General features: G+C 60.3%; 13 protein-coding genes. 5 read left to right on the forward strand and 8 right to left on the reverse strand.

The features are described from left to right. Positions 1 to 252 precede the first annotated feature (252 nt). The 6 genes from E5720_RS10705 to E5720_RS21675 form a co-directional block, all read right to left on the reverse strand. Positions 253 to 528 (reverse strand): hypothetical protein, encoded by a 276-nt coding sequence (locus E5720_RS10705; RefSeq protein WP_136170644.1) that lies wholly within the window; start codon positions 526 to 528, stop codon positions 253 to 255. Continuing rightward, positions 525 to 890 (reverse strand): hypothetical protein, encoded by a 366-nt coding sequence (locus tag E5720_RS10710; protein ID WP_136170645.1) that lies wholly within the window; start codon positions 888 to 890, stop codon positions 525 to 527. The genes E5720_RS10705 and E5720_RS10710 overlap by 4 nt, the downstream gene beginning before the upstream one ends. Continuing rightward, a complete protein-coding gene (locus E5720_RS10715) occupies positions 887 to 1,213 on the reverse strand; it encodes a PadR family transcriptional regulator (protein WP_136170646.1) in 327 nt (108 codons plus the stop codon). The genes E5720_RS10710 and E5720_RS10715 overlap by 4 nt, the downstream gene beginning before the upstream one ends. A gap of 577 nt (positions 1,214 to 1,790) precedes the next feature. Next, positions 1,791 to 4,361, reverse strand: coding sequence for an AAA family ATPase (locus E5720_RS10720; protein WP_168708329.1), 2,571 nt, complete (start codon positions 4,359 to 4,361; stop codon positions 1,791 to 1,793). Between the two features lie 789 nt (positions 4,362 to 5,150). Next, entirely contained in the window at positions 5,151 to 6,296 is a 1,146-nt protein-coding gene (locus E5720_RS10725) for a DUF2855 family protein (RefSeq protein ID WP_136170648.1), read from the reverse strand. A gap of 317 nt (positions 6,297 to 6,613) precedes the next feature. Continuing rightward, on the reverse strand, positions 6,614 to 7,168 hold the full coding sequence (locus tag E5720_RS21675; protein WP_168708330.1) for a CBS domain-containing protein: 555 nt from the start codon (positions 7,166 to 7,168) through the stop codon (positions 6,614 to 6,616). A 279-nt stretch (positions 7,169 to 7,447) separates the two neighbouring features. On the opposite strand from E5720_RS21675, the gene E5720_RS10735 reads away from it, so the two are divergent. The 4 genes from E5720_RS10735 (at position 7,448) to E5720_RS10745 (ending at position 9,917) form a co-directional block, all read left to right on the forward strand. Beyond that, positions 7,448 to 7,885, forward strand: a complete 438-nt coding sequence (locus tag E5720_RS10735) for a pyridoxamine 5'-phosphate oxidase family protein (protein ID WP_136170650.1) — start codon at positions 7,448 to 7,450, stop codon at positions 7,883 to 7,885. Between the two features lie 209 nt (positions 7,886 to 8,094). Continuing rightward, a complete protein-coding gene (locus E5720_RS10740) occupies positions 8,095 to 9,036 on the forward strand; it encodes a DUF808 domain-containing protein (protein ID WP_136170651.1) in 942 nt (313 codons plus the stop codon). Positions 9,037 to 9,139: 103 nt separating this feature from the next. Beyond that, the gene (locus tag E5720_RS21680; protein WP_168708250.1) at positions 9,140 to 9,292 is read left to right on the forward strand and encodes a hypothetical protein; all 153 of its coding nucleotides are present in this window, start codon (positions 9,140 to 9,142) and stop codon (positions 9,290 to 9,292) included. A gap of 28 nt (positions 9,293 to 9,320) precedes the next feature. Then, complete coding sequence (locus tag E5720_RS10745; RefSeq protein WP_247596315.1) at positions 9,321 to 9,917, forward strand: DUF6188 family protein; 597 nt, start codon at positions 9,321 to 9,323, stop codon at positions 9,915 to 9,917. A gap of 21 nt (positions 9,918 to 9,938) precedes the next feature. Here E5720_RS10745 and E5720_RS10750 read toward each other — a convergent pair whose 3' ends face one another. Both E5720_RS10750 and E5720_RS10755 read right to left on the reverse strand, forming a co-directional pair. After that, on the reverse strand, positions 9,939 to 10,403 hold the full coding sequence (locus E5720_RS10750; RefSeq protein WP_247595904.1) for a cold shock domain-containing protein: 465 nt from the start codon (positions 10,401 to 10,403) through the stop codon (positions 9,939 to 9,941). A 65-nt stretch (positions 10,404 to 10,468) separates the two neighbouring features. Further along, the gene (locus E5720_RS10755) at positions 10,469 to 11,374 is read right to left on the reverse strand and encodes a LysR substrate-binding domain-containing protein (protein WP_247595905.1); all 906 of its coding nucleotides are present in this window, start codon (positions 11,372 to 11,374) and stop codon (positions 10,469 to 10,471) included. Positions 11,375 to 11,471: 97 nt separating this feature from the next. On the opposite strand from E5720_RS10755, the gene E5720_RS10760 reads away from it, so the two are divergent. Next, positions 11,472 to 12,785, forward strand: a complete 1,314-nt coding sequence (locus E5720_RS10760) for an NAD(P)/FAD-dependent oxidoreductase (RefSeq protein ID WP_136170653.1) — start codon at positions 11,472 to 11,474, stop codon at positions 12,783 to 12,785. Positions 12,786 to 12,873: the final 88 nt, after the last annotated feature.

The following is a 12,873-nucleotide window of genomic DNA, read 5'->3' on the forward strand; positions in this document are numbered from 1 at the left end:
CGCAGAAAAGACCGACGTTGTCGACTGTTCCGGTGGGCATCCGGTTCAACGGCAGGCAATCCGTTTACGGGCGAACCACCTACTTTGGCGGGCCTCCCCGCCACACCCAACTTCTGCCGAAGCGCAATGGCGTGTGCCGTCAATCTTCGCTGCATCTCGACATCTACTACCGACTGTAGGAGTCTGCAACGAGCTGTTCGTCCATACCTCAATTCCTCCGCTCGATGATCTGCGCGCCCAGTTGAATCGGTGTCATTCCTTGCTGCGGTGGGTCTTTCTTTGGTGGGTTAAGCGCCGTAACCACAGAGCGGTTGATAGCAGGATGAGTAGTCCTGGTCCCGCATGCACGGCAACCACCCCGAGATAATGCGGTCCGCCCCAGTCCTGTTCGTACGATTCGGGGCGGGCGGGGTCGGTGGTGGCGATCTCCACCACTGCCCGTGCCACGAAGAACACTGCGATCACCGCCAGCAAGACCAGTCCGAACCAGCGCAGCACTGTCACCGCACGAGGTCGCTGCGTCGTCATGGGAGAAGTCGTTCGCGCGGTCGTCGTTGCCGTGTTGCGGCAACGAGGTCGGTGGCGAGCGGTAGCCACGGCAGCAGCAGCGCAGCAAGAAGCACAGCACTCGGTCCGCTGTCGGGTGCCCAGAGAATGTTGTCGGTCAACTGATGGGTCAGCGCTACCCACTCCACCCCAGCAGAGAGTGCCATCGCCATAGCTATGTGAAGCAGAATTGGGTGAGAGTGAACCTGTTGGCGGGCAGCATTGCCAAGCACGTCGAGCACCACCGCCGACGTCATCGGCCGGGCCTCGAGCAGGGCCCGAAACTCATCGCCGTAGCGACTCCGCCACGATTTTGGATGCAGCGCGAGAAGCAGCGTGATCATGCCGGGGCCAGCCGGGTCCGGCCAGTGTCGACTATTCGAGACCAGGTGGTGATTTGCGCTGTCAGTGCTTCGCGGCCTGACATGGTGATTTCGTACGGTCGTCGTCGGTCATCCGAAGGCAGTGGGGATATAAGCCCTAGGTCAACCATTTTGGTCAACGCGCCGTATAGAGTTCCCGGACCTAATTGGAGCCCAGTCTGTTCGAGGACGTCGGCGGTGATGGCATAACCGTGCTTGGCCCCTCCGCTGAGGGACAGCAGTACCAGCAGTCCTGGCTCACCGAAACGAGCCAGCCCGCGCGTATCGCGCCCTTGCTTCGCCATACGATGCATCGTATCGCGAGTGTCAATGGTGAATTGCCCTTGTGCGCCGGTACGTTTGCGACATCGACGCCTAGCTGTGGACCCGCGTCGAGGCGGGCGATCCGCGAGACAATGTTTTGAAGCAGCTTTGTCGGTCGCGACGGAAGGTTCGCGTGCGGGGTGCCGTTGACCGGCATGTCGGTGGCCTTCTGCCCGAAGTTGGGGCGGGCAAACATTCGATCTGGCACTCGGAGTCGATGCTTCGGTCCTGGGGGATGTACGGAATGTCGTCGACGGCAGTTGCTGAGGGATGCGCGGCCGGTTCACCGAACGCCAAGAACGCACGGCTCGGATAACCTCCCGCAGAGCCGCACCCGTGACCGTCGCCGCAGGCGAGCCGGTGCTCAGCGATTACAAGAACGTCGGCAACCCTGCTCGGCACTTTGTGCGCAACTCTCGGTGGACATACGTGCCCTACGGTCGGCTCGATCAATCGAGAGTGTGCCGATTCGGCACCACCACCACATCAGGAGAAGCCTCCTCAATGACCGTAGATTTACTGAAAAACCACGAACCGACGCCAACTCGTTGTAACCCGCTACATCGAGACAGTGTCGTCCGATCGTGCGTCAATGTCCTGCAAGGATGTAAGTGGGCATTGGGTGTCCATGCACAATGTTCTGCCGGCTAGTTCTTCGTGCGAGTACGGGGTGGCTCGTGGGGGAAGGAGCTTGTGTGGGTCGAGACCCAGGGCAATACACATGCCGTGAAAATGGCGAGGGTCGAGGCGGTGCAGGTAGTCGAAAACGAAGGCAAGCATCTTTGCCGTTTCGGGGCGGTGCAGGGGTGTCCCCATGGTCGCCTCTTCGTTATGGGAATACCTGTTGAGGTAGGTGTCGAGAACGACCCGGGTGGGGTTGTCCGCGTTGTGGGGGATCCCGGCTTTCAGGCTGTCGCGAAATCTTCCGCCCATCTTCTCGGGGTGCCGATGTGCGAGAAAGCCTTCGAGGAGACGCCGGCTGGCATTGGGGAGGAGGGCTTCGGCATCCATTTGTTCGTCGTAAGTTGCCGATCCGATGTTAAGGGTTGTCAGTGCCGTCGCGCAGCGAGCGAAGAGGTAGTGATATTCCGACCGCAAACGCGTGCGTTCCTTGTATACGTCAGGGCCTGAACCTTTATAGGGGCGTCCGGTAGCTCCGAAGGTAGACCATTCGGGGGTGCGGCGGCGATTGATGGTGGCGGCGGTGGCGGTGCGCCAGCGTGGCCGCAGTTCTAGTTGAACGTAGGACAGTCCGCTGTTGTTTTTGAAGAGTTGTGGAGGTAGACGGTCGAGTTGGTTGGACCAGTGCCGGAAGAAGTCGAAGTTGTGTGTGAAGAGGATGAGCTGATCGACGCGCATACGTTTACCCGTTCTGCATGTGCAGTGTTCGTCGTGTCCGCAGCGGCAACTAAGCCTGCCGAGAAGGTTGCCCCAAAGCACAGCAGAGGCACCGAACGCGATGTCGCTGTCGAGGCTGGAGATCGGGTCATCGATGACCACACACAGGTTTTGGGTACCGCGTCCTTTGTCGTCGAGGGAGCCGAGGAAGTGCAGGAGAGCGAGTGCGGTCTTCTCGCCTTCGCTGAGGTGGTCGACTTTTGCTCCGTAGCGGGTGATGGAGTAGTTCCGGTCATCGAGCACCTGGAGTTGGAGTTCGTCGCGTCCGAGTAGGCGACGAAGTTCGTCGTTGAGCCACTTGACCCCGGGTCCGGGGTCGAATTCTCCGCCGCTGAGGTCTCCGACGAGGACATTGAGTCGGGTGGATTCTTCGGTGAGTGTCTGCTGCTGCTCGCGCGCAGCCGTGACGCTGGCGTGTGCGGCTCGGTATCGTTCCTGGTGTGTTCCGAGAACGAACAGTTTGTAGCACTTGGCGGCCGCGGTCTTCTCGCTCGCGAATGCGGCTGTCCGAGCGTTGTGTTCGGTAATGACGCCCTGAAGTGGCTCGATGACGAGTGTCGGCCACTCGCTGTCGATGCCGGTCCGATCGGCATCGGAGTTGATTTCAATGCTGCCGACGGTCGGGATCTCGAAGGTCGGGTTGGTATGGACGTCTTCGGCTTTGGCAGTCAGCGCTGTGTGGGCGTTGGTCACGGCGAAGTGGAGTTGTTCGCCGGAGATCCGAGCGGTATCGAGCGCGCTGGTGCATGTCTTGCCGAGGTCGTCGTACACGCCGGCGTTGGAACGGGGGAGAGCGGACATCCACTGCTGCACGGTGTCGAGATACGTCTTCAATTGTTGCGCCATTCGGCGGGCGCGTTCGGAGAGGCTGTTTTCGGCGTGTGTGAGTAAAGTTTGCAGCTCGGTGAGTCGCCCTTGGGTGACGGTACCTGTGCAGAACATGCACGAGTCCTCGGCGTTGTGCAGGGCGGTGCCGGTCTCGAGCCAGTCACGCGCACGAGGGGTGAGGTCGGTGCGTTCGCCGTGCGACACCACTGGCACTTCGGAGAGTATTACTCGGATCGTGTGTACTGAGACAGGTGGCGGCGGCGGTGTGGTCGGCAGCGGCTGCAGGCACTCCTTCTCAGTGGCGCAGGCACGACTGAGGAGCGCATTCTCGTCGATGCCCTTGCGTACAGCGTCATCGAGTCCTGTTTCGATTTCCTTCTTGACGTTGGCGGCGTTGTAGCCGCGCCCGTAGCGGTAGGCGAGCGATGTATTGATTTCGTCTGCGGCCGCTTTGGCACGTGTGCTCAGCAAACGCTCGGCACGCGTGACACTGTTCTGAGAGTTGGCCAGATCTGCGGCGACTGTTTCCAGTTCTGCCTGAGCTCTTTCCAGATCGCTTTGACGCTGGACGGAGTCCGGACCCAGTGCGAGAAGGGCCTTGGTGGTCCCGCTTTTGATTCGGACTGCATTCTCTACGTAGTCGTGGTTGAAGACGACGACGTTCTGCCAGCAAGGATCGTCCGGGGATGTAACTTGACGGGTGCTACCGGCTTCGTCGATGGTGACGCTAACCCCTGCGTCCCATCCGCTGGCGCTGGTGGTGGGGTTGAGCAAACTTGCGAGAGTTGACTTTCCGCTGCCGTTATTTGCGTGAACCAGGGTCACATGGTCGAGTTCGGGTGCATCGTGGCCTGGTTTCCATTTGTGAAATATTCTAAAATCCTTGATCTCATCTACGCTCACGATCTTGACCATCGAATCAAACCCCCTCGGCCCCTGCACGAAAGCGACAGGTTTGTGCGCTTCGTCCACGCGGAATGATATCGACGTATCTGGCTTCAATCACTAAAGTGGGTGCGGCTTAACGCACAGACCCATACATCCTTGTCGGAAATGTGGGCCGCCTGACTCGGCCCTGTGGGCCGGTGTCTCCAGGCGATGGCGGGCCGAAAATAACTGCGCTGCCTGCAATCAGAGATGGAACTCGTGGTCGCATTGATCGGGACGGCCAACTGGCCTCCAGCGCTCCTTGGCTCTTGGGTGAGATGCGAAGTCAGTCTGCAACGATGCGCCTACCTCGACGGGCTTCGTCGACCCACCCGAGATTCGTCAAAGTAGCGGGGCGTGTCCCATCAATCTTCGTTGCAAGTCGACACTTGCCGTCATCTTCGGATGATGAGACAAAATCGGACATTTGCCGGAGTGTCCAAGCCGGCCAGGACGCGACGACCCGAGTGGGATTAGGGAACGGTTTCTGCCGAAGTCCGCCACCGGTTCAGGCCAGCTAGGTATTTTCATTCAAGAGCTGAGAGATTCGCCCTCGTCCGGATCGGGGGCAACGGAATCACGGATTTGCTCCTTCGATGATGAGTGCGTCGAATCTATCCAGGTCTAAGATCTGCGGACTTCGCTTCAGTTGGGTGCAGTGTCCAACTTCCGCAGATTTGGACTTGACGACTCGCGACGGGCGGTCACTCTGCTGCAGCGAAACGGAGTTCGAGATTGCGGCCGAATGCCATTCGAATCGAGCCGTTACTGTAGCGCTGCATCGAGGCCCTGGGCAGGGGAAACGATGATCCCCCGGTCAGGAGCCAGTGATCCGTCGCGAACGGCGGCGTACTTTGCTTCCATGCCATCGAGGCCCTGCACGGTCTCGATTGTGAGCCAGCCTCGACTTTCGGCAAAGGCGCGTGTCAGGAATTCCCGGGTCTGCCGAGTGAACTCTGCGGCACCCCACTGCTTCATCCGTTCTTCGATGACTCCGGGTGCGAAGAACATCTCGCTGCGCTCACGGATGATGTCTGTCCCACCGCCGGCCTCATCCCAGTGGGTCAGGCCCACGTTGAGCGAACGGAGCATCGCCTGTCCGAGATGACGGTGCACTCGTCCGAGTACTGCGCCGCTACCCGCCATGTCGACGACGACGCTGGGCCGCGGGGGGAGTGACTCCTCGATCTCGTCGTAGGTTATGACCCGGTCGTAAAGGTCGAGGCTCACGATGAAGTCTCGGTTTTTCGGCGAGGTGAGCCCGACGATCTCTGGTGAAGTCTGATCTCGCTTCAACGCCTGGGCGAGGCCGAGGCCGGTTTTGGAGGACGCCGATACGATGACGACCTGTTCAGCGGCGAACCATTCCGCTTCCCGCATCGCCTGCCAGAGCGCCCAAGCGGTGATCTGCAGCGGGTTGAGCAACATCCGCAGATTGTCGTCGGCCGGGTCGTAATGCGGCTCCTGCAGCACCCGCTCATAGGTGTTGTAACTGAGCGGAAGATTTTCGCGATGCGCAGACGCGTCCCGCACCGGGCTCTCCGACGGTCTCGAAGCGTCGGGGTGCATCACCAGATGCGTGGCCGGCGGGAAGTAGCCGAACAGCCGCTCCCCCACCTCGACATTGTCGCAACGAGACTCCACTACGTCTCCGAAGCCCCACACCGGCATTACGCCCCACTCTTCGGCACCGTCACCACCGTCGTCCTGCCCGGGGGCGGCGGGAAAGAATTTCCAGTAGCCGAAGCGATCGCCCAGTACCACGTAGGTGATGTTGTTCGATGACAGGCCGAACCGGTCGATCCGCACGAGGACATCGCCCTCACCGATGCTCGCCGCATAGTCCTCCGGAGTCATCTCGATGAGCCGAGTGCGTGCCGGATCGGTCTTGTCGATCTGAAACTGGGTCATGTGAATACTGTCCCACGGTTACCGAGGACGCGGATGTATCGAATGTGTCGGACGAGGTGAGAGGCCTTCGTGACCGATGTCGAGGTTTCGTGATGCATGTCGAGCTCGCACAGTATCGCCCTCTGAACGCAACGTCGAAACGTTCGTCAACTTCATGAATTCAGCTTGGGAGCAACGAGACTGGGCAACCAGAACATTCCTCGTCGGTCCTTCCCCATGGTCTCCTCGTTCGGACGGCAACGGCCGCCCGAACGCTCCTCGCATCCACTCCGAGACGCCACACGAATTATCCGCCCGCCGTGTGCGGCCCCACGAGGTCAGTCCGAAATACGAGTATCGAGGTTCACTTCGGTGACACCGTCGATGGTGGAGAGCAACCTGCGCACGACATGCCGTTCGGTGTCGTCGTCGAACCTCCCTCCGATCTCCACGACACCACCGCTGCGGACTGTGATCACCCATCGCCGAGTGCTGCCGGAGTAGTCGTCGAGCAGTGCGCGGACTTTCGCGGCGATGACCTCGTTGTCGCCGATGATCAGGCTTCGCAACACGTCGCTGCGGGCGATGACGCCAACCAGGATCCCGGACTCGACGACGGGCATCGAGCGCACATGTCGATCCAACATCACTGCTGCCGCGGTCGACGCTTCCCACTGTGGTTCCGCTGTTTCGACCTCGCTGACCACTGCCGGTGAGATCACGGCTTTCGGGTTCGATGTCTGAAACGCCAAAAGATCCGATTCCGACACGATCCCCACCAGTGCGCCCTTCCGGTCGACGACCGGTAGCGCTGCGAATCGCTTACTGGTCAACAGCATGATCGCCTCCCGCACCGGTGTGTCGCGTTGCGCGGTCACGACCTCGCGGGTCATAAGATCACGAACCTTCATTGCTTGCCTCTTCCGTTTGCTGCCGTACTGACACTCGTAAAAACCCTGATACACGGCGGCCGCGTACTCCTCGGACACTTTGACCCTAACCCCACAGCAACGTGTAACAGACTTCGAAGGGCAGTGTGTGAGCAACGGAACCGACACCCAAAATGACATGCCGACAACATCATTGACCTCAGTGGCCGCGCGGGCGGCCGCTCCCCGAACGTGTTGCCGATACGGCAGACAATAACGCTCCCGGAGTGAGAGAATCGGATCATGACCGCACCTGATGCGCATACCCCTGCTGGGCCGGTTCGTGTCTTCACCGAGGAGCAGAGCTGGGATGCGCTGCGTTCGGAGAGGCTGGGGCGCTTGGTGACCTCGGTCGGTGGTCGGATCGACGTGGTCCCTGTCAACTACCTGGCCGACGCCGGTCGGTTGTTGTTCCGGACTGCGGAGGGCACCAAACTTGTCGAGCTCAGTATCGAGAACCGCGTCGTCTTCGAAGTCGATCACATAAATCCCGGCGTTTCCGGGTGGAGCGTTGTCGTGCACGGCACGGCCCGCACCCTGAGCACCTCCGCGGAAATCGCCGAAGCCGAAGCTCTCGACCTTGTCTCCTGGGTTCCCACCACCAAATACAACATCGTCGAAATCGTCCCTACGGAGATCAGCGGCCGCGAGCTTATGTTCGGAGACAGCCCGGGAGCCTGATCGGGGGGTCTTCGACTGGGTACCCGGGTTGTTCAGGGATCAAGGGCAGCCGGGTGTCCGTGTTGTCCGGTAGTCGCCGATCATAGGGGGCGGGCCGGTGCCGGTATTGTGCTGTACGACCGATGCCGACGACGACGTTCATGAGATCAGACGCATTCATGGAACCGACCGTCTATACGCTCTACGCGCTGATTTTTTGGAGGTCTGTGATGGCTGGTGGACTTGTTGCTCTTCTCGACGACGTCGCAGCGCTTGCTCGTCTGGCCGCTGCATCGATCGACGACGTCGGGGCAGCGACCGCGAAAGCGACAGCCAAGGCCGCCGGTGTAGTCATCGACGATGCGGCCGTGACGCCGCAGTATGTTCGTGGCCTTGCTGCCGAGCGTGAGCTGCCCATCATCAAGCGGATCGCCATCGGTTCGCTGCGCAACAAGCTCATCATTATCCTGCCTATCGCGCTTTTGCTCAGTCAGTTCCTTCCGTGGCTGCTGACCCCAATTCTCATGCTCGGCGGTTGTTACCTCAGTTATGAAGCAGTGCACAAGATTTGGGGCGCGATCTTCGGTCATGGTGAGCATGACGAGGCGGCGGCAGACGAGCCGCGCGATGAGGACAGCGTAGTCTCTGGGGCTGTCCGTACAGATCTGATCCTGTCAGCGGAGATCATGGTCATTGCGCTCGATACCATTGCGAGCGAGGGCTTTTGGAACCGCTTGGTCGTCCTTGCAGTCGTTGCAGTCGTGATTACCATTCTCGTCTACGGAGTCGTCGGGCTCATCGTCAAAATGGATGACATCGGTCTGAAGCTTGCGGAGAACTCGACCGGGTTGCTGGAAAAGTTCGGGCGCAGTCTGGTGCGTGGGATGCCGCACGTCATGTCCGTACTGTCCGTAGTCGGAACCGCTGCCATGTTGTGGGTCGGCGGACATATTTTGCTCAACGGAATCGACGAGCTCGGTTTCCATCCGATCTATCAGCTGGTTCACCACCTCGAAGACGCTGTCGGTGATATCTCCGGCATCGGAGGGATATTGGCGTGGATCGTCAATACGATCGCGTCCGCAATTCTCGGTTTGATCGCTGGTCTGATAATCGTCGGCGGCCAGCTCGGGGTCACCCGCGTTCTCGCCAATCGGTCGAAAGCGCACTAGCGCATCGGGTCTGCCGAACTCCTACTTGCGGGCGAATTCCCGCAATCGGCAATCTTTCGAGCCACAGGTTGCGCCCCCGACCAGGGCAGAGGACAGTTCTGGTGTGCACATCGGCGACGGACTTCAGCTGGCAGGGATCATCGGCCTCGCTGCTCTCGGAACGATGCTTCTCGTTGTCGGCGTACTGGGGTCGGGCATTGCCTTGTTGGCGGTGACGGCAGTGTGGTTCTGGCGGCTCTACCGAACAGCCGAATGAAAATCTCACTGGATTGGAGTCGTCAGTGATGACACCGGCGCCGATGGAACTTGCACTGCAGTCCCGACGCGTCACGCGCGTTCTGTTGGACTTCGATCTGAGCATCGAGTTCGCCGGCGGCGCTACCGTTGCGTTCAGTGAGTTCGTGATCGGTGACGTGCTGGTGGACGAGGACAATCAGTTCGAGGGGCTGCGACTTGCCGCTGCTCTCGTCGGTCGTCTGTGCGAGAGCGTCGCTTACGCGGAGTCCGGTGAATTGACGATCGTGTTCGACGACGGAACGGTCGTCGAAGCGGCTTCGCGCGAAGAGGTCGAGTCCTGGGAATATACCGGCTCCGACGGTTCCACGATCGTCTGCCTTCCAGGCGGCGATATCGAGGTTTTCTCGGGTCCGTCGGATCCCCCGGCACCAATCCCTGCAGTCACCGCGCTACCTTCCGTCGGAGCCACGGTTGTTCGAATTGCGGTGGGAGACAAGTCCACCGTTGAGTTCTCCGACCGGACCAGCGTGTCAGCGACCGTATCGTTGGACGAGGCTTACCTGGTGTTGCGTGAAAGTGTGGCCGAAGTTTCCGAGCAACAGGTAGCGCTCACATCCGGTGTGGTCATTCCCGTAGCGCAGTGATCCTGTGCCGGTGCCAACGACTCACGAATGGACTCGTGTGGCGCGAAATGCGTAACCATCCTGCTGAGCGCCCGGCCCGTAGAGGGCGAGGAGATCTTCGTACTCGACGTTGACCAGCTGACCTGCGGTGAGAGCTCTGAAACCGGTTCCGTCGATATCGGAGTAGTGAACCCAGCATCCACCTGGCAATTCGGGTGCGTCCAGGACACCCCAGCCCTCTTCGGCGTCGAACTCCCGCACGATCGCTCGGGTCTGCAGCGGTGTCGCCGGGACGAAGGTTCCCGTGATCGACTCGCTGAAACTTTCATCCAGGTCGGTGATCTCGGTGACGGTTCCGTCGGGGTCGATGTCGAAGATACGGGCACCGGTGAATTTCGGTTCACGTTTCGGGTCACTGTCCGGCGGCATTTCAGCGCCAACGACAGTCAGGCCGGCCGTCATCACTGCCAATGCTGCGAGGGCGAAGCCTGCTCCCCTGGAGGACATGTGGGACATTCCTCGACGTTATCAATGCCCTTCACTTTCGGCACTTGCGAATGGACGCGACCCGGTCACTTCTCCTGTGGTTCGGGTGCTGTTTCCGCCAGTGCCGCAACGAGGTCTCGTTGAATATCGGTGGCGGGTACTGTGCCGTCGACGACTGCAGATACGGCGAGTTGTAACCGACGCTGCGCTTCACGTCGGAATACGAGGCCGCTGGTGGGGGTGCCTGCGGCGGTGCTGGCGTAGAGGATCGACCAGCAGTCCGGGCGATTGAGCAGTTCAGCGCTCGCGGTGTGGTCGAGGGCTACGGGTGGGCCGAAGGTCAGGCGCAGGCCGCTTCGTTTCATCGCGCCTTCGACGACGCGGTGGAGCAGTATCTGTTCGCTGCGCTTGGGTAGCAGTAGCGGGTAGGCGGCGAGGTCTTCCAGGCTCGGTTCGATTCGGTCGGCCAATGGATGCCGCTCGGACAGGACCACCACGAGGTCCTCGGTCCATAGCTCCTTTGCTTGCAATCCCGATCTTTCGACGCTGCCTCGGATCAGGGCGACCTGACAATCCCCCGTCATGACTGCTTCGATCTGTTCGGCGAATCGTTTGAGTACGAAGTCGATTTCTGCCTCGGGGTGTTGTTCGCGCACGCGCACGATTGCGGCCAGCGCGTTCGCGGCGAACGTCATGTTGCCGGTCAGTCTGAGTTGGTTGCGTTTTCGCGCAGTCAATGCGAGCGCGGACTGTTCCAGATCGATCATGTGCCGGGCGATCGAAACCAATTGTGTTCCGACAGTAGTTAATCGGACCGACCGGGATGTCCGTTCGAACAGGGGCTCGCCCATCTCTCGTTCGAGTTTGGCGATCTGCAGGCTGACTGCGGACTGGGAGATGTAGAAGCGCTCGGCGGCCCGTGAAAAGTTCAACTCCTCGGCGACGGCGAGGAAGTATTTCACCTGTCGTAGTTCCACATTTTCTCCATCCATGAGTTCTGCTCATTGATGCTATGCGATCTTCCGCGTTGATAGCGACCGGATAGAAGCGTTGCATGTACTTAACAGCTTTCGAGTAGGAGGATTTGTCGTGGATGAGTACGAGGTCGTGATCGTCGGATCAGGATTCGGAGCTTTGGCTGCCGCCAAGACTCTGGGTAAGGCTGGCGTGAAGTTCTCGCTTATCTCCAGCACCACCGAGCATCTGTTTCAACCGCTGCTGTATCAGGCGGCCACCGGAATGATCTCGACGGGAGAAATTGCCCCGCCGATCAGGCGCATCCTCGCCGAGTACGACTCGGCCGATGTCCGGCTCGGTCGTGTCGTCGACGTAGATCCCGAGCAGCACGTTCTCACCTACACCGCAGCGGGCTCGACCCGTTCGATCCGGTACGGCCGCCTCATCGTCGCTACCGGCGCTACGCAGGCATATTTCGGTCATGACGAGTTCAAGGACCGCACATTCGCCCTCAAAACCGTCGACGACGCCATCGCCCTCCGCGAGCAGATCCTGAGTTGCTACGAAGAAGCGCACCTGACCTCGGACATCGACGTCAAGCGTGAACTCCTGAGCTTCGTCGTCGTCGGCGCTGGTGCAACCGGTGTCGAACTTGCCGGCCAGATCCGCGATCTTGCCCACCGCTATTTCGCCGCTTCGTTCCCCGACATCACCCCGGACGACGTCACGGTCACACTGGTCGACGGCGTCAAAGATGTGTTGCCTGCCTACGGTGGACGGTTGAGCAAGTATGCGCGCGCCAAACTGGAGCGGTCCGGGGTGGACGTGGTGACCGGTGCCATGGTCACCGACATCGCCGATGACACCGTCACGATCAAAGACGTCGACACCAAGGACGTACGCACCATCGCAGCCAAGACCGTCATCTGGTCGGCGGGCGTTCAGGCAAGCGCACTGGCCGCGACGATCGCCGAGCGAACAGGGTGCGACACCGATCGTGCCGGGCGACTATTGATTCACGACGACCTGACTGTCGGCTCGGCATCGGACATCTTCGCGATCGGCGATGTCACGTCACTGAACAGCCTCCCCGGCCAATCCCCCATCGCGATGCAGCAGGGTAGGCATGCGGCCAAGATGATCACCGGAAAGGTGAAGGCAGGCACACCGTTCCGCTACGTCGACAAGGGCAGCATGTCGATCGTCGGTAGATTCAGTGCCGTTGCGCGTCTGTTCGGCAAGGTGGACATTGCGGGGCCGATCGCCTGGGTTCTGTGGCTGGCAGTGCATCTGATGTACATGGTTGGCTTTAGAAACCGGTACGTCGCGGTCGTGTCGTGGCTGAGCTCCTACATCGGCGATCGACGCCCACACTTCCAGTACACCGACAAATGGGTGGATCAGATCGAACTGGTCGAACCCGAAGTGGAGCGTGCGGCAGCCTGAAGTCGCCCGCATGACTCGCGAGCGGAGTTCTCGGCAGAATTTCGAGCGTCAGATCCGCGATCCGTCGATGAACGACGTCGCGGCGGCC

Origin of the sequence: Rhodococcus sp. PAMC28707, from assembly GCF_004795915.1 — a bacterium.
Taxonomy (GTDB): Bacteria; Actinomycetota; Actinomycetes; order Mycobacteriales; family Mycobacteriaceae; genus Rhodococcoides.

Coding starts and splice junctions, on each gene's coding strand:
- E5720_RS10715 (WP_136170646.1), bottom strand. CDS start 1,213: ATGGCGAAGCAAGGGCGCGATACGCGCGGGCTGGCTCGTTTCGGTGAG.
- E5720_RS10735 (WP_136170650.1), top strand. CDS start 7,448: ATGACCGCACCTGATGCGCATACCCCTGCTGGGCCGGTTCGTGTCTTC.
- E5720_RS10725 (WP_136170648.1), bottom strand. CDS start 6,296: ATGACCCAGTTTCAGATCGACAAGACCGATCCGGCACGCACTCGGCTC.
- E5720_RS10710 (WP_136170645.1), bottom strand. CDS start 890: ATGATCACGCTGCTTCTCGCGCTGCATCCAAAATCGTGGCGGAGTCGC.
- E5720_RS10705 (WP_136170644.1), bottom strand. CDS start 528: ATGACGACGCAGCGACCTCGTGCGGTGACAGTGCTGCGCTGGTTCGGA.
- E5720_RS10740 (WP_136170651.1), top strand. CDS start 8,095: ATGGCTGGTGGACTTGTTGCTCTTCTCGACGACGTCGCAGCGCTTGCT.
- E5720_RS21675 (WP_168708330.1), bottom strand. CDS start 7,168: ATGACCCGCGAGGTCGTGACCGCGCAACGCGACACACCGGTGCGGGAG.
- E5720_RS10745 (WP_247596315.1), top strand. CDS start 9,321: ATGACACCGGCGCCGATGGAACTTGCACTGCAGTCCCGACGCGTCACG.
- E5720_RS10755 (WP_247595905.1), bottom strand. CDS start 11,374: ATGGATGGAGAAAATGTGGAACTACGACAGGTGAAATACTTCCTCGCC.
- E5720_RS10750 (WP_247595904.1), bottom strand. CDS start 10,403: ATGTCCTCCAGGGGAGCAGGCTTCGCCCTCGCAGCATTGGCAGTGATG.